This is a genomic window from Paracoccus lichenicola (assembly GCF_009708075.1).
GTDB classification, from domain to species: domain Bacteria; phylum Pseudomonadota; class Alphaproteobacteria; order Rhodobacterales; family Rhodobacteraceae; genus Paracoccus; species Paracoccus lichenicola.
Genome location: NZ_WMBT01000002.1, coordinates 422040 through 437523 on the forward strand (window position 1 = coordinate 422040; position 15484 = coordinate 437523).

The window sequence follows — 15484 nt, forward strand, 5'->3', positions numbered from 1 at the left end:
CTGCCGTTCCCCGGGATAATGTTAATCACAATCCTGCTTTGCTGTTAAGTGTTTTCATGAAAAGGATAATTTTGAAAATTAATTGACCAATGATGGTGGGGAAATGTAAATCATTCACAAACTTGCAAAGCCCTCGCCAGAACGGCAGCCTTTGCCCATGTCCAAGGATCCGATCCGCGCCACGACCGACGATGCCCGCCTGTCCGCACGGCAGATGCTGGGGGCGATGCGCCACGCGGTGCTGGCGGTAAACGATTCGGCAAGCGGCCACCCGCATCTGTCGAAGATCGCCTGCCAGATCGACGCGGACGGCGCCCCGGTGGCGCTGCTGTCCGGGCTGGCGGTCCACAGCCGCGCGCTGGCCGCCGATCCCCGCGCCGCGCTGCTGGTGGAAACGCAGGGCGAACGGGGCGATCCGATGACCTGGCCGCGCCTGTCGCTGCAGGTGACGGCGGCGGTGATCGAGGGAGCCGATCTGCGCGACCGCTGGTTGCAGGCGCATCCCAAGGCGGCGGTCTTCATCGACCTGCCCGATTTCCGCTTCTGGCGGCTTCGACCGCAGGCGGGTTTCCTGAACGCAGGCTTCGGCGCGGCGTTCCGGTTGACGCCCGCCGATCTTGGCCTTGCCTAAAAGAAACCGCCGCGACGATGCCGCGGCGGTCCGGGTTCCTTACTGCGGGCGGTCCATCCGGGCATAGATGCTGACCCTGCCCTTCACCGCCGAGGGCCAGTTGAGGCGGACCTGGCGCTTGGTCGTCCCGATCTCGGTCTGGACCCAGGGGGCGGCATCGGTCCGCGCCCCCGCGGCATTGGTGATGGCCGTTTCCGCGATCACCGACTGGACCGACTTGGCCCATCCCTTGAAGGGCAGCCCCTCGATCACCGGCAGGGTCCAGGTCGTCGAGGCCGAAGTCTGGTTGTGCTGCAGCATCAACGGGTTCGAGACATAGTTCCTGACCCCGTTGAAGGTGTTCCCCTCGAATTGCAGGTTGCGCATGTTGCCGTAGTTCAGGTCGGCAATCGACGTGTCCACCCGCTCGATCCGGTCGATGTCGCCGTAAAGCGCCTTGAAGACGTTGCTGGTCACGGTCAGCCCGTGGATGAAATGCCCAGTGCCATAAGGCTTGACCGTCAGCCAGGTGAACCAGGCGGCGGTGTTGGAACACAGGCAGGTGTTGCCGTTGATGGTCAGCCCGCCAAAGCTGAACTCGGACCCGGTGTAGTTCGGCGTGGCGCTGTGTTCGTTGGTCCACTCGATCGAGGCGTTGTCGATGTAGTTGCCGTTGATCGTGGTCTGCACGTTGGGTTGGGTCAGCACCAGGCCGGCATAGCGCAACCCCTCGCCCGACCCGTCGCCCTGGAACCAGTGGTTGCCCGAGATGATGTGCCCGCCGCCGTCGGCCACCATGAAATGCGCGAAGCGGACAAAGCGGTTGTCGCGGATCTTCACATCATTGGCGTTCACGTTGATGGCGATGGTGTTGCGTTGCTGGGCAGGCAGGTCCATCTCGTTGGACAGGAACTGGCAGCGGTCCACCAGCATGTCCTGGCAGCCCCGCCCGATCGAGGTGATGCCCCGGTCCCTGGGCTTGGTCATGTAGCAGTCGCGCAGCGCGATCATGTCCCCCTTGGGCGGCAGCATGATGCCGCTGGCGATCCCCTCGCAGTTCAGGTCCAGATCGACGAAGTTCAGCCGCGAGATCTGCTCGACCCCCGAAAAGTCGAACAGATAGCGATAGCGTTCAAAGGCATAGCTGCGCGTCCCTGCCCCGCCATGAAGCGGCTGCGACAGGGTCAGCGTCCTGGCCGCCACGTCCTTGGCGTTCACATAGACCTCGCGCCCCACGCCGTTGCCGATCACGCGGCTGCCGACCTCGATGGCGGCGACATTGGCGACGTTCGACAGCCGCAGCGGCTGCGCGGGGTCATAGGTGGCCGCGCTGGTCCATTTGCCGGTGTCCCAGGCGGTGCCCGCGGTGACGCCGATGCTGCCGTTGCAGATCACGCGGCGGTTGGAAAAGCCGGTCAGGTCCGGGGCCAGCGCGCTGATGACCAGCGGCTCGTCCAGATCGACGCGCCGCCCGCACAGGTCCAGCGAGACATGGTCGGTATAGCCGAACAACGCCTGCAACGCCTTCTTCATGCCCAGCGTCTCGCTGCCGAAGGCGTCGGCATAGGTGGGGAAGTCATAGCTTTGCAGAAGGGACAGGGTGGTGTCGGCGGGCGTGCGGATGGTGCCCTTGAAGCGGATCCGGCTGTTGATGCCCAGGTCTCCGCTGATGAAGAACGTCCCCTCGGGCACCAGGATGGACCCGCCATTCGCGGCATTGTCCGCTGCGACAAAGGCCGCGCGGTCGTTGGTGACGCCGTCGCCCTTGGCGCCATAGTCGCGCACGTCCACCCAGTCGATCAGGGACGGGATGAAGGCCGCCGTCACGTCCTCGATCCGCACCGATTCGATGCGGAAGGCGCCGCCGTTCGCGCCCACCAGATCCAGCCCGAAATGGCCATAGACCGGCGCGGTGCCCCAGGCCATGTCCACGCCGCGCCGCGATCCGACGCCGACGATGGCGCTGATTTCCACCACCTCGCCATAGGCGGTCAGGGGCACGGTCGGCCCGACCTCGACCAGGCCGGTCACATGGCCGCGCGACCCGTTGCCCGCCCATCCGGCGATGCGCGCGGAACACAGCGCCCCGGCCACCGCCTTGATGCGGGCCGAGACGCGCAGGTAAACGCCCGGGATCATCGGCGTTTCGCCCATGAAGCGGACGCTTGTCGTGGTCTGCTGCTTCATCACCTCGAGGCAGGTGCCGAAGTCCTGGTCCGCCGGGACCAGCGCGCCGTTGTCGGCGGATCCCCAGGTGGCGCTGCCCGGCGTGCCGTCCGTGCAGGACCAGGCGTTCAGCCCGCCCCGGAAGGCGGGCGGCATCAGCAAAAGCCCGTTGGTGATCGCGATGTTCATGACCTATCTCCTTCAGCCGCGGCAGGCGCATGGGTGAAGGGATAGTTACGAAACGGTTAACGCCGCCTTGACGGGGCGGGCGTTGCAGCCCCGCCCCGCGCAACGGTTTCAGAAATGGATGGCCCGGCCATAGGCGTCCAGGACCGATTCATGCATCATTTCCGACAGGGTGGGATGGGGGAACACGGTTTCCATCAGGTCCTGCTCGGTCGTTTCCAGCTGTCGCCCGATCACATAGCCCTGGATCAATTCCGTCACCTCGGCCCCGACCATATGCGCGCCCAGCAGTTCGCCGGTCTTGGCGTCGAACACGGTCTTGATCATCCCCTCGGGTTCGCCAAGGGCAATGGCCTTGCCGTTGCCGACGAAGGGGAAGCGGCCCACCTTGACCTCGTGGCCCAGTTCCTTGGCCTTGGCCTCGGTCAGGCCCACCGACGCCACCTGCGGATGGCAATAGGTGCAGCCCGCGATGCTGCTTGGCTTGACCGGATGGGGATGCCCGCCCGCGATCAGTTCAGCCACCATCACGCCTTCGTGGCTGGCCTTGTGCGCGAGCCAGGGCGCGCCCGCCACGTCGCCGATGGCATAAAGGCCCTCGACCCCCGTGCGGCAGTATTCGTCGGTCAGGACATGGGTGCGGTCGATCTTCACGCCCAGTTCCTCAAGCCCCAGGTTCTCGACGTTGCCGACGATGCCCACGGCGGAAATCACCGTGTCGAAGTCCTGAGTCTCGGTCTTGCCATTGCTTTCAATGTGGGCCGTCACCGTGCTGCCCTTGCGGTCCAGCTTCTTGACCGTGGCCTTTTCAAGGATCGTCATGCCCTGCTTGACGAACTGCTTCTTGGCGAAGGCGCTGATTTCCGCATCCTCGACCGGCAGGACGCGGTCCATCACCTCGACCACGGTGGTATCCGCGCCCATCGTGTTGAAGAAGCTTGCGAATTCGATGCCGATGGCGCCCGATCCGATGACCAGCAGCCGCTTGGGCATGTGCGGCGGGACCAAGGCGTGCTTGTAGTTCCAGACCAGCTTGCCGTCCGGTTCCAGCCCCGGCAGCTCGCGCGCCCGCGCCCCGGTCGCCAGGACGATGTTCTTCGCCGTCACCTCCTCGGTGCCCTTGTCGGTCTTGACGCTGACGGTGCCCGGCGCGACCAGTCGCGCCTCGCCCATGATGGTCGTCACCTTGTTCTTCTTGAACAGGTGCCCGATGCCGCCGGTCAATTGCTTGGCCACGCCGCGCGAGCGTTGAACGACCTTGTCCAGGTCGAAGCCGATCCCTTCGGCGGTCAGACCGAAATCCTTGGCCCGGTGCATCAGGTGGAACACCTCGGCCGAGCGCAGCAGGGCCTTGGTGGGGATGCAGCCCCAGTTGAGGCAGATGCCGCCCAGATGCTCGCGCTCGATGCAGGCCACCTTCAGGCCCAGCTGGGCGCCCCGGATCGCGGCGACATAGCCGCCCGGCCCGGCACCGATCACCACCATGTCGAAATTCTGGGCCATGAGCTTTCCCCGTCAGGTCACGATAGTTCAGCGTTAAACCAATCGCGAAGGGGGGACAAGCAGGCCGGTCACGCGGCATCGGGTGCCCGCCGGTCGGCGGGATCGGACTGCTTCTCGTCCAGCGCCGCCTCGACCGCGATGGTGGTGGCGTTGGGCGTGATGACGGCAAAGTTGCCCTGTTCCTCGGGCGTCAGCGCGCGGCGGCGGGTGGCGCGCCATCCCGCATAACCCGTCAGCAGCGCCAGCAGCAGCGCCATGTAGACCCAGAACCCGTCCGGGCCGATCACCTCCATCAGCCAGCCGGTGATGACCGGCCCGCCCATGGATCCGATGCCATAGATGAACAGCAGCCCGGCGGATGCCGCCGCCATGTCGGTCTGGTCCAGGTAATCGTTGGTATAGGCCACCAGCAGCGCATAGATCGGGTTGGCGATCCCGCCCATCAGCGCGCCCGCGATCACCAGCCCCCATGTCCCAGGCTGCGCGGCGATGACCACAACGCCCGTGACCGCGCCCACCGCCGCCAGGATCAGCACCAGCTTGCGCCGGTCGTATCGGTCGGAAATCCAGCCGATGGGATATTGCAGCACCAGCCCGCCCGCATAGCTGGCCGCGACGAACAGCGAAATCTGCGCGACCGACAGCCCGATGGAGGCCCCCCAGACCGACGACATCCCCGACAGCACCGCGAAGACCCCGCCCATCAGGAAGATCCCCACGCAGCCCAAGGGGGAGGCGCGGTAAAGCCGGGCAAAGGTCATGCGCTTGATCGTCTGGAACTGCGGCGCGGGGCGCGCGGACAAAAGGATCGGCATGAAGGCCAGCGACACCAGCACGGATGCCACGATGAACAGCGTGTATCCGCCCGGATCGCTGGTGTTCAGCAGCGCCTGCGCCGCCACGATCCCCAGCAGCTGCACGATCATGTAGGCCGACAGCGTCTGGCCCCGGTTCTCGTTCGTGGACCCGGCGTTCAGCCAGCTTTCCGAGGTGATATAGACCCCGCAGAAGCAGAACCCGATGATGCCGCGCAGGATCGTCCACCAGATCCAGTTGGGTTCCACCGCATACAGCACCAGCACGGACGAGATCATCGACCCGAGCGCGGCGAAGACCCGCACATGGCCCACGTTCTTGATCAGCCGGGGCACCGTCAGGCTGCCCAGCAGGAAGCCCGCGAAATAGCCCGACATGACCACGGACATCTGGAAGGTGGGAATCCCCTCGATCCCGCCGCGGATGCCCAGCAGCGTGCCCTGCATCCCGTTGCCGACCATCAGCAGCAGGATGCCCAGGAACAGCGGCCAGGTGGTGCGCAGGACGGAAAGCATGGGTCGTCTCAACTCGGGTTGCCGGGTGGCCTTGTCTCGCCCATCCCGCGCGGGGGGGCTACCCGGAAAGCGACCCTAGGGGATCAGCAGCGACGCATCGCCATAGCTGAAGAAGCGATACCCCTGCCCCACCGCATGGGCATAGATTTCCCTGATCCTTTCCGGCCCCATCAGGGCGGACACCAGCATCAGCAACGTCGATTTCGGCAGGTGGAAATTGGTCATCAGCCCGTCGGTCACCCGGAAGTGATGGCCGGGATAGATGAAGATGTCGGTCGTCCCCCGGAACGGCTGGACCGTGCCATCGTCTTGCGCCGCCGATTCGATCAGCCGCAGCGCGGTAGTGCCAACCGGGATCACGCGGCGCCCTTGGGCCTTGGCGCGGTTGATGGCGGCGGAGGCGTCCGTGCCCACCTCGCCCCATTCGGCGTGCATCCGGTGGGTGGTCACGTCCTCGACCTTGACGGGCAGAAAGGTGCCCGCGCCGACATGCAGGGTGACATGGACGAATTCCACGCCCTTGGCAGCCAGCGCGTCCAGCAGCGCGGCATCAAAATGCAGGCTGGCGGTGGGGGCGGCGACGGCGCCTTGCCGGGCGGCCCAGACGGTCTGGTAATCCTGCCGGTCCTGGTCGTCTGGCGCGCGCAGCGCCGCGATATAGGGCGGCAGCGGCATCGCGCCCACCTGCTGAAGTGCTGCGTCAAAGGCGTCCCCTTCGGCGTCGAAGCGCAGGCGCAACTCGGCATCCGCGATGGCGGCAACCTCGGCGGACAGGGCGTCGCCGAAGCGGATCACCTCGCCCGCGCGCAGCTTGCGCAGGGGTTTCGCCAAGGCGCGCCAGCCGTCAGCGGCAGGTTCCAGCAGCGTCACCTCAATCCGCGCGACCGCCTCGCCCTGGGGCGTCGCGCGCGTCCGTGTCCCCGTCAGCCGCGCCGGAATGACCTTGGTGTCGTTCAGCACCAGCACGTCGCCCGGCCGCAGGATGTCGGGCAGGTCGCTGACACGCCGGTCCGCGATCCCGCCACCTTCGGCCAGCAGCAGCCGCGCCGCCGTGCGCGGGCGGGCCGGACGCGTGGCGATCAGCGACGGGGGCAGGTCGAAATCGAAATCGGACAGCTTCATGCGCGCGCTTCTGCGCCGCACCCGCCGCGTGGTCAAGGCGCCCGTTCACCAAGCAAAAAAGTCGCCTTTACAAATCCGACAGAATCGCTATTTTTTTCGCAACCAGGAGCTTCGCGATGATTGTCTGCCACTGCACGCAAATCTCGGATCAAGAGATCAAGGCGGCCATCGACTGGATGCGGGCCGCGGACCCGCAGACGATCATCACGCCCGGCAAGATCTATCACGCACTGGGCAAGCGCGCCGATTGCGGGGGTTGCATGCCGCTCTTTCTGGACACCATGCGTCACTGCGATAATCTGGGCGTGGCCCCGCCGATTTTGCGGGCAAAATCAGAGATTGCAAAGGAAGCCACCCATGAAGGGCGACGCAAAGGTCATCGACTATCTCAACGCGGCGCTGCGGTCTGAACTGACCGCCGTCAGCCAGTATTGGCTGCATTACCGCCTGCAGGAAGACTGGGGCTTCGGCCACATCGCCGACAAGTCGCGCGCCGAATCCATCGAGGAGATGCACCACGCCGACCGGCTGATCAAGCGAATCATCTTCCTGGAAGGCCACCCGAACCTGCAGAAGCTGGACCCGCTGCGGATCGGGCAAACCCTGCGCGAAACGCTGGAAGCGGATCTTGCCGCCGAACACGATGCCCGCGCCCTGTATCTGGAAGCACGGGAATATTGCTCCTCGATCAACGATCAGGTGTCAAAGTCGCTGTTCGACGACCTGATCGAGGACGAGGAAGGCCATATCGACTTCCTGGAAACCCAGTTGCAGCTTTTCGACACCATCGGCGCCCAGAACTATGGCCAGCTGAACGCAAAGCCCGCGGACAAGGCCGAATAGCCTATCCCAGCCAGCGCCGCGCCAGATCGGGCAATTCGTCGAAATGCCCGATCAGCGCATCGGGGGCGAGGCGGGAGATCGCCTCGCCCTCGGGACCGAAGGACACCAGCGCCACCCGGACGCCCGCCGCCGCCGCCGTCTTGCGGTCGGTTTCCGTATCGCCCACCAGGAAGGACGCGGGCACGCTGCCCCCGGCGCGTTCGACCGCCGCGCGATAGGGCCGCGGATCGGGCTTCCTGACCGGCAGCGTATCCGCCGCGATCATCGCCGCGAAACGGTCCCGCACGCCAAGCGCGTGCAGCAGCGTTTCCGCCAGGGCGCCCGGCTTGTTGGTGCAGACGGCCAGGATATGGCCATCGGATTGCAAGCGGTCCAGCACCGCCTCGACCCCCGGATAAAGCGTCGTGTGAACGGCGATGTTCTCGCCGTAATGGGCCAGCAGGCGGGGATAATCCTCCTCCTCGGCCCCCGGGGGCAGCAGCATGTCGGTCCCCATCCGCCCGTATCCCAAACGCAGCATTGCCCGCCCGCCGTGAAACGCGGTCAGCGCGTCCGTCACCGGGTCCAGCGCCACCTCGATGCCGCGCGCCGCAAAGCAGGCATTCGCCGCCGCGATCAGGTCGGCCGATGTATCGGCCAGCGTGCCGTCCAGATCGAAGACCACCGTTCCCGCCATGCGCCAACCTTCCCGCAACGATCCGACACCAAAGGTGAATGCGCCGGGTCTTCCCTGCGCCCCTTGTCCCGATTAGAACGCCCGGCAACGAATTTGAACAGGCATCGGGGACAGGCATGGCGGATAAATCGGTGGCGGTCGTGGTTCTGGCGGCCGGTCAGGGCAGCCGGATGCAGTCCGACCTGCCCAAGGTGCTGCACCGGCTGGGGGGCGTGCCCCTGGTCGGCCATGCGCTGGCCGTGGCCCGCACGCTGGAACCCGAACAGGTGATCGTCGTCGCGGGCCATGGCGCAGACCTTGTGACCAAGGCCGTCGCCAAGATCGACCCGGATGCGCGGATCGTCCTGCAATCCGAACAGCTTGGCACCGGCCACGCCGTCCGCCAGGCCCTGCCCGAGCTTGAGGGGTTCGAGGGCAAGGTGGTCGTCCTTTACGGCGACACCCCCTTCATCGGCGAGGACACGCTGGCGGCGCTGACCTTGCATCCCGCGGATCTGGTGGTGCTGGGGTTCGAGGCCGAGGATCCGGGCCGCTATGGCCGCCTGATCGTCACCGGGCGGGGGCTGGAACGGATCGTCGAATACAAGGACGCCGACGCGGCGGTGCGCGAGATCGCGCTCTGCAACAGCGGCGTCATGGCGCTGGACGCGTCCCTGCTGCGCCAGCTGATCGTGCGGCTGTCGAACCGGAACGCGTCCGGCGAATACTACCTGACCGACCTCGTGGCCCTGGCCCGCGCCGAAGGGCGCAGCACCGATGTCGTCACCTGCGACGAGGCGGAAACCCTGGGCATCAACACCCGCATCGAACTGGCCGGTGCCGAGGCCGCCTTCCAGGACCGCGCCCGCCGGCAGGCGCTGGAGAACGGCGTGACGCTGGCCGATCCCGGCACCGTCTGGTTCGCGCTGGACACGGCCATCGGGCGGGATGCGGTGATCGGCCAGAACGTCGTCTTCGGCCCCGGCGTCACCGTGGAATCGGGGGCCGAGATCCTGCCCTTCTGCCATCTGGAAGGTTGCCACGTGTCCTCGGGCGCGACGGTCGGTCCCTTCGCCCGCCTGCGCCCCGGCGCGGAACTGGGCGGCGACGTGCATGTCGGCAACTTCGTGGAAATCAAGAACGCCGTCCTGGATGAGGGCGTCAAGGTCGGCCACCTGACCTATCTGGGCGACGCCCATGTGGGCGAGCATACCAATATCGGCGCGGGCACCATCACCTGCAACTATGATGGGGTGATGAAGCACCGGACCGAGATCGGCGCCCGCGCCTTCATCGGCAGCGACACCATGCTGGTCGCGCCCGTGCGCGTGGGCCACGACGCCCTGACCGGATCGGGTTCCGTCATCACCGAGGACGTTCCCGACGGCGCGCTTGCCATCGGCCGCGCGCGCCAGGCCACGAAACCCGGCCTGGCCCTGCGCCTGATGGCCGCCCTGCGCGCGAAAAAGGAGGCCCGCTGATGTGCGGCATCATCGGCATCCTGGGGTCGCACGAGGTGTCCCCGCAACTGGTCGATGCGCTGCGGCGGCTGGAATATCGCGGCTATGACAGCGCGGGGGTGGCGACCGTGGACGCCAGCGGCAGGCTGGACCGCCGCCGCGCGGTGGGCAAGCTGGTCAACCTGTCCGACCGGCTGGTCCACGACCCCCTGCCCGGCCATGCGGGCATCGGCCACACCCGCTGGGCCACCCACGGTCCTGCTACCGAGGTGAACGCCCATCCCCACCAGTCCGGTCCGGTCGCCGTGGTCCACAACGGCATCATCGAGAATTTCCGCGAGTTGCGCGAGGAACTGGCGTCCCTGGGCATCCAGCCGCAGTCGCAGACCGACACGGAAACCGTGGCCCTGTGGACCGCGCATTACATGGCCGCTGGCGCCTCGCCCGTCGAGGCCGCGCGCAAGACGCTGGCCCGGCTGAAGGGGGCCTTTGCCCTGGCCTTCCTGTTCGACGGCGAACAGGACCTGATGATCGCCGCCCGCAAGGGCAGCCCGCTTGCCATCGGCCATGGCGATGGCGAGATGTTCATCGGATCGGACGCCGTGGCGCTGGCGCCCTTCACCGACCGCATCACCTATCTGGAGGATGGCGACCACGCCGTCCTGACCCGCGCGGGCGTGCAGATATTCGACGCGGCGGGCAACCGGACCCACCGGGCCGAGGCGCGCATCGACACGGGCACGACCGCCATCGACAAGGGCGGCTACCGCCACTTCATGGCCAAGGAGATCGCCGAGCAGCCGGTGGTGATCGGCGACGTGCTGACCCATTACGTCAAGGGCGACCGGATCGTGCTGCCCGAGGGGCTGGATTTCCGCGACGTGGACCGCATCAGCCTGGTCGGCTGCGGCACCGCGCATCTGGCGGGCCATGTCGCGAAATACTGGTTCGAGCAACTGGCCGGCCTGCCCTGTGACATCGACGTGGCGTCCGAGTTCCGCTATCGCGAGCCGCCCTTGTCGCCCCGCAGCTGGTTCATCGCCGTCAGCCAGTCGGGCGAAACCGCCGACACCCTGGCCGCGCTGCACTATGCCAAGGATCACGTCGCCCGCACCGTCGGGCTGGTGAACGTCGGCACCTCGGCTATCGCGCGCGATGCCGACATCGCCCTGCCCACCCGCGCGGGGATCGAGGTCAGCGTGGCGTCATCCAAGGCCTTCACCTGCCAGTTGACGGTTCTGGCGATCCTGGCGCTGAAGGCCGCGCATGACCGGGGCCGCATCGACGACGCGGCGCTGGCGGCGCATCTGGCCGACCTGCGCGCGATCCCGGGGCTGATGCAGCAAACGCTTGCCCTGTCGGACGATTGCCGGGCACTATCGGAATGGCTGTCGCAGGCCCGCGACGTGCTGTTCCTGGGGCGCGGCGCGCTGTATCCCGTCGCCCTGGAGGGCGCGCTGAAGCTGAAGGAACTCAGCTATATCCACGCCGAAGGCTATGCCTCGGGCGAACTCAAGCACGGCCCCATCGCGCTGATCGACCGCGACGTGCCGGTGATCGTGCTGGCCCCGCATGACGCGCTGTTCGAGAAAACGGTGTCCAACATGCAGGAGGTGATGGCCCGCCACGGCCCGATCCTGCTTCTGTCGGACGAGGCGGGGCTTTCGGCGGCCAGCCACGGGGTGCAGGCGGTGCTGCGGATGCCTTCGGGCGGCGGGGCGTTCCAGCCGATCCTGTATGCGATCCCGATGCAGTACCTGGCCTATCACACGGCGGTCGCCAAGGGCACCGACGTGGACCAGCCCCGCAACCTGGCGAAATCGGTGACGGTGGAATAAGGCGCGCGGGCCAGACCCGCGCGCCCTTCCCTCATGCCACGTCCGCGCGGCCCTCGGCGGCGATCCGGGCGTCCAGGTCCAGCATCTGATGGACGGCCTGCGCGGCCTCGGCGCCCTTCTTCACGAAGTGGTCGCGGTAAAAGCCCGTCAGCAGTTCCGTTTCCTGATAATTGTGCGGCGTCAGCGACACCGAGAAGCAGGGCACGCCGGTTTCCAGGCCCACGTTCATCAGGCCGGTGACAACGGCGGCGGCCACGAAATCGTGGCGATAGATGCCGCCGTCCACCACCAGGGCGGCGGCGACCACGGCGTCATAGGTGCCGTTCTGCGCCAGCTTCTTGGCCAGCAGCGGCATCTCGAAGGCGCCGGGCACGTCATAGGCCACCACCTGGGCGCCGGGGATCAGGCGCCGCTGTTCGGCCAGGAAACCTTCGTGCGCGCGGTCCACGACATCGGAATGCCAGCGGGCCTTGATGAAGGCGATACGGGGGGTCTTGTGGGTCATCTTTCAGGAACCTTACGTTTGCTTGCGTATGGTCCCAGGACACGAGCCATGACCGCCCCTCGGGAAAGGACACGGCCACGGTTCTCTTTCATCCAGACTGTAACTGTCGGCCCCGGAGTTTCACCGGATCTGCTGACCCCTTTGCCAAGGCGAAGGGCGCTCGCGGGCTGTAACCGCCGGTGGGGAATTGCACCCCGCCCTGAGAACGGTCCTTGCATAGCACGCAACCCCCCCTTTCGCCAAGGGGTCTCAGCCGATGCGGGCCAGGGCTTCCCGGACGGCGCCGCGCAACTGCTCCTCGCCGTAGGGCTTGCACAGCAGGACGGTCTGCGCGGGGCAGCCCGCAGGCAGGCTGCTGTCGCCCGTGGCATAGACGACCGCCAGCCCCGGCCGCATTTCGACCGCGCGCTGCGCCAGGTCGTTGCCGTTCATGTCGGGCAGGCCCAGGTCGGTCAGCAGCAGGTCGAAGTCCTGCCCCTCAAGGCTGGCCAGCGCGGGGGCTGCCTTGCCGGCCTGCGCGACCGTGTGGCCCATCTCCTCCAGCATGATGGCGGTGTCGGCGCGGATCAGGGCGTTGTCCTCGACCAGCAGGATCGACACGCGGCGGTCCCCGGCAGGTTCGGGCTGTGGCGCGGCGCGCGGGGCCTCGGCCACCTGGGCTGCCTGCTGGGCATTGGCGATGACATGGCGCAACCGGCGGGCCAGGGCCTCGCGCGGATAGGGCTTCGACAGAAGCTCGACCCCCGGATCCAGCCTGCCGCCGTGAACGATGGAGTTTTCCGTATAGCCCGAGGTGAACAGCACCCCGAGGCCCGGCAGGACCTGTTGCGCGCGGCGCGCCATGTCGCGGCTGGACAGCGTGCCGGGCATCACCACGTCGGTGAACAGCACGTCGATGTGCAACCCGCTTTCCACGACCGCCAACCCCGCCTGCGCATCGCGCGCGGTCAGCACCTTGTAGCCAAGCGATCCCAGCAGATCGACCACGGTCGCGCGCACGGCCTCGTCATCCTCGACCACCAGGATGGTCTCGGTCCCGCCGGTGATGGGACCGTCATACAGCGGCGCGTCGGCCTCCTCCTCGCTTTCCGAGCGGGGCAGATAGATGCGCACGGTCGTCCCCTCGCCCGGTTCGCTGTAGACGGACACATGGCCGCCCGACTGCTTGACGAAGCCATAGACCATCGACATGCCCAGGCCGGTGCCGCGCCCCTCGGGCTTGGTGGAATAGAAGGGATCGAAGATCCGCTCCAGCACCTCGGGCGGCATCCCGCAGCCGGTGTCGGTCACGGCCAGCATCACGTAATCCCCCGCCGCCACATCGCCCGCGGCCTCGGCATAGGTGGTGTCCAGCTGGACATTGCCCATCTCGATGGTCAGGCGTCCGGGTCCGTCCATCGCGTCGCGGGCGTTGATCGCCAGGTTCAGCAGCGCGCTTTCCAGCTGCGCCCGGTCCACGCAGATGTTCCACAGGTTCGAGGGCACGATCACATCGACCTCGATCGTCTCGCCCAGGGACCGGCGCAGCAACTCGTCCATCTCGTTCACCAGGCGGCAGGGCTGGATCACCCGTGGCTCCAGCGGCTGGCGGCGGCCGAAGGCCAGAAGCTGGCTGGCAAGCTTGGCCCCGCGCGCCACGGCGGACAGCGCGTTCTCGACCCGCTGGTTCGCCTTGGCATTGCCCTCGACATCCTTCGACAGCATCTGAAGATTGCCCGCTATCACCTGAAGAAGATTGTTGAAATCATGCGCCACGCCGCCGGTCAGCTGGCCCATCGATTCCATCTTCTGCGACCGGTGCAGCGCGGCTTCCGTCTTGCGGTGGCGCTCGATCTCGTCGCGGACGCGGGCTTCCAGCGTTTCGTTCAACTGGCGCAACTGGTCCTCGGCCCGCTGCCGGTGGGCGATCTGGCGGTGCAGATCCTCGGCCTGGGCCTGCAACTGCGCCTCGCCCATGCGTTGCTCGGTCACGTCGGTATGGACGCCGACCCATTCCCTGATGCCGCCCTGGTCGTTCAGCGTCGGCACGGCCCGGATCGCGAAGACGCGGTATTCGCCGTCCGCGCAACGCACCCGGTGTTCCCATTCAAAGGTGGCCCCCGCCGCAACGGCGCGGTGCCAGGCCTGGATCGTGGCGGCGCGATCATCGGGATGGACGGCATCGGCCCAGCCATAGTCCTGGTAATCGTCGAAGCCCTGGCCGGTCAGCGCCATCCAGCCCCGCTGTTCGCCCAGCATCCGGCCATCGGCGGTGTTGGTCCACAGCACGCTGTGGATCGCCTCCACCGCCGCGCAGAAGCGGTCGTTGCTGTCGCGCAACTGGATTTCGGTCTGCTTGCGATCCTCGATGTCGATCAGGATCATGTAGACGCCGTCGATCCGCCCGTCGCCCGCCGTGCGGGGCAGGCAGCGCATCTCGAAGGCGCGGGGGCCCTTGCCGGGCAGGTGGACGGTCGCATCGACATTCACCGTCTCGCCCGCAAGGGCGTGGTTCAGCATCTCCTCGGTCAGGGCGCCCTGCTCGGGGCCAAGGAGGTCCGAAATCCGCTTGCCGATCACCTGGTCGCGCGTGACGCCGAAGACATCCAGATAGCACCGGTTGGCAAAGCGGAAGACCAGCGCGCGGTCCAGGAAGCCCACCAGGATCGGCAGCGCGTCGGACAGGTGGTAAAGCTCGGCCCGGCTTTCGGCCAGCGCCTCGCGCGCGCGGACGGTGTCGGTGATTTCCAGGACGGTGCACAGGACGCCATCGACGCGGGCGCCGTCCTCGCTGTGGATCGGGGTGTAGAACAGGTCGAGGACGACGTTTTCCGGGGTGCCGCTGCGGTTGAGGACCAGCGGCTGTTCGCGGAAGGCCTGCACCTCGCCCCGGAAACCGCGTTCCAGGATCTGGCGGTTCCAGTCCCAGACCTCAGGCCAGATGGCGGGAACGGTGCCGCCCAGGGCGCGCGGGTGATAGTTCCCCGCGACCTCCATGTAGCCGTCGTTGTAGATCATCACGTGATCCGGTCCCCACATGAGGACTTGCGGAATGGGCGAGTTGACCAGCGAATTGACCTTGATCCGCAGGTGCCGGGGCCAGGCGTCGATGGGACCAAGCGAGGTTTGCGACCAGTCGAACGTCCGCACCAGCTCGCCGCAGACGCCGCCGTCGATGGGCCACGAACGGGTAAACTGCTCAATCGTCATGTTGCACCGCGATGGTCAGAAGGCTCGCCGGAAACTAGCAGGGATCAGGCAAGCCGCAAGCCGCGACATGGGATGG

General features: G+C 66.8%; 12 protein-coding genes and 1 riboswitch. Of the genes, 5 read left to right on the forward strand and 7 right to left on the reverse strand.

Going from position 1 to position 15484, the window contains the following annotated elements; translation table 11 throughout:
- The first annotated feature begins 157 nt into the window (after positions 1-157).
- Positions 158-631, forward strand: coding sequence for a HugZ family pyridoxamine 5'-phosphate oxidase (locus tag GIY56_RS05585; RefSeq protein ID WP_154763798.1), 474 nt, complete (start codon positions 158-160; stop codon positions 629-631).
- A gap of 39 nt (positions 632-670) precedes the next feature.
- On the opposite strand, the gene GIY56_RS05590 is transcribed toward GIY56_RS05585, so the two are convergent.
- The 4 genes from GIY56_RS05590 to queA all read right to left on the reverse strand — a co-directional run bounded on the left by GIY56_RS05590 (position 671) and on the right by queA (position 6918).
- Positions 671-2965 (reverse strand): glycosyl hydrolase family 28-related protein, encoded by a 2295-nt coding sequence (locus GIY56_RS05590; protein WP_154763799.1) that lies wholly within the window; start codon positions 2963-2965, stop codon positions 671-673.
- A gap of 108 nt (positions 2966-3073) precedes the next feature.
- Positions 3074-4465 carry a dihydrolipoyl dehydrogenase gene (lpdA, locus tag GIY56_RS05595; RefSeq protein ID WP_154763800.1) on the reverse strand — a complete coding sequence of 464 codons (1392 nt, stop codon included), beginning with the start codon at positions 4463-4465 and terminating at the stop codon, positions 3074-3076.
- 68 nt (positions 4466-4533) lie between these two features.
- Positions 4534-5796: an MFS transporter gene (locus GIY56_RS05600; RefSeq protein ID WP_154763801.1), complete on the reverse strand. Its 1263-nt coding sequence runs from the start codon at positions 5794-5796 to the stop codon at positions 4534-4536.
- Between the two features lie 75 nt (positions 5797-5871).
- Positions 5872-6918 (reverse strand): tRNA preQ1(34) S-adenosylmethionine ribosyltransferase-isomerase QueA, encoded by a 1047-nt coding sequence (gene queA / locus GIY56_RS05605; protein WP_154763802.1) that lies wholly within the window; start codon positions 6916-6918, stop codon positions 5872-5874.
- Positions 6919-7034: 116 nt separating this feature from the next.
- Here queA and GIY56_RS05610 point away from each other — a divergent pair, with 116 nt between their 5' ends.
- Entirely contained in the window at positions 7035-7328 is a 294-nt protein-coding gene (locus GIY56_RS05610; RefSeq protein WP_154763803.1) for a (2Fe-2S)-binding protein, read from the forward strand.
- Positions 7276-7761, forward strand: a complete 486-nt coding sequence (bfr, locus tag GIY56_RS05615; RefSeq protein ID WP_154763804.1) for a bacterioferritin — start codon at positions 7276-7278, stop codon at positions 7759-7761. Before GIY56_RS05610 ends, bfr begins: the two co-directional genes overlap by 53 nt.
- A gap of 1 nt (position 7762) precedes the next feature.
- On the opposite strand, the gene GIY56_RS05620 is transcribed toward bfr, so the two are convergent.
- Positions 7763-8437, reverse strand: coding sequence for an HAD hydrolase-like protein (locus tag GIY56_RS05620; protein WP_154763805.1), 675 nt, complete (start codon positions 8435-8437; stop codon positions 7763-7765).
- A gap of 116 nt (positions 8438-8553) precedes the next feature.
- Here GIY56_RS05620 and glmU point away from each other — a divergent pair, with 116 nt between their 5' ends.
- Together glmU and glmS are read left to right on the forward strand one after the other, a co-directional pair.
- Positions 8554-9897: a bifunctional UDP-N-acetylglucosamine diphosphorylase/glucosamine-1-phosphate N-acetyltransferase GlmU gene (gene glmU, locus GIY56_RS05625; protein WP_154763806.1), complete on the forward strand. Its 1344-nt coding sequence runs from the start codon at positions 8554-8556 to the stop codon at positions 9895-9897.
- Complete coding sequence (glmS, locus tag GIY56_RS05630) at positions 9897-11714, forward strand: glutamine--fructose-6-phosphate transaminase (isomerizing) (protein WP_154763807.1); 1818 nt, start codon at positions 9897-9899, stop codon at positions 11712-11714. Before glmU ends, glmS begins: the two co-directional genes overlap by 1 nt.
- A gap of 31 nt (positions 11715-11745) precedes the next feature.
- On the opposite strand, the gene GIY56_RS05635 is transcribed toward glmS, so the two are convergent.
- Both GIY56_RS05635 and GIY56_RS05640 read right to left on the reverse strand, forming a co-directional pair.
- Positions 11746-12219 (reverse strand): 6,7-dimethyl-8-ribityllumazine synthase, encoded by a 474-nt coding sequence (locus tag GIY56_RS05635; protein ID WP_154763808.1) that lies wholly within the window; start codon positions 12217-12219, stop codon positions 11746-11748.
- Positions 12220-12295: 76 nt separating this feature from the next.
- Positions 12296-12430: riboswitch (FMN riboswitch) on the reverse strand.
- Positions 12431-12468: 38 nt separating this feature from the next.
- Positions 12469-15408: a hybrid sensor histidine kinase/response regulator gene (locus GIY56_RS05640; RefSeq protein WP_154763809.1), complete on the reverse strand. Its 2940-nt coding sequence runs from the start codon at positions 15406-15408 to the stop codon at positions 12469-12471.
- Positions 15409-15484 lie beyond the last annotated feature (76 nt).

Bases quoted from the DNA above. Each gene is read 5' to 3' on its own strand.
- GIY56_RS05585 (WP_154763798.1), top strand. From the start codon at position 158: ATGTCCAAGGATCCGATCCGCGCCACGACCGACGATGCCCGCCTGTCC.
- GIY56_RS05590 (WP_154763799.1), bottom strand. From the start codon at position 2,965: ATGAACATCGCGATCACCAACGGGCTTTTGCTGATGCCGCCCGCCTTC.
- lpdA (WP_154763800.1), bottom strand. From the start codon at position 4,465: ATGGCCCAGAATTTCGACATGGTGGTGATCGGTGCCGGGCCGGGCGGC.
- GIY56_RS05600 (WP_154763801.1), bottom strand. From the start codon at position 5,796: ATGCTTTCCGTCCTGCGCACCACCTGGCCGCTGTTCCTGGGCATCCTG.
- queA (WP_154763802.1), bottom strand. From the start codon at position 6,918: ATGAAGCTGTCCGATTTCGATTTCGACCTGCCCCCGTCGCTGATCGCC.
- GIY56_RS05610 (WP_154763803.1), top strand. From the start codon at position 7,035: ATGATTGTCTGCCACTGCACGCAAATCTCGGATCAAGAGATCAAGGCG.
- bfr (WP_154763804.1), top strand. From the start codon at position 7,276: ATGAAGGGCGACGCAAAGGTCATCGACTATCTCAACGCGGCGCTGCGG.
- GIY56_RS05620 (WP_154763805.1), bottom strand. From the start codon at position 8,437: ATGGCGGGAACGGTGGTCTTCGATCTGGACGGCACGCTGGCCGATACA.
- glmU (WP_154763806.1), top strand. From the start codon at position 8,554: ATGGCGGATAAATCGGTGGCGGTCGTGGTTCTGGCGGCCGGTCAGGGC.
- glmS (WP_154763807.1), top strand. From the start codon at position 9,897: ATGTGCGGCATCATCGGCATCCTGGGGTCGCACGAGGTGTCCCCGCAA.
- GIY56_RS05635 (WP_154763808.1), bottom strand. From the start codon at position 12,219: ATGACCCACAAGACCCCCCGTATCGCCTTCATCAAGGCCCGCTGGCAT.
- GIY56_RS05640 (WP_154763809.1), bottom strand. From the start codon at position 15,408: ATGACGATTGAGCAGTTTACCCGTTCGTGGCCCATCGACGGCGGCGTC.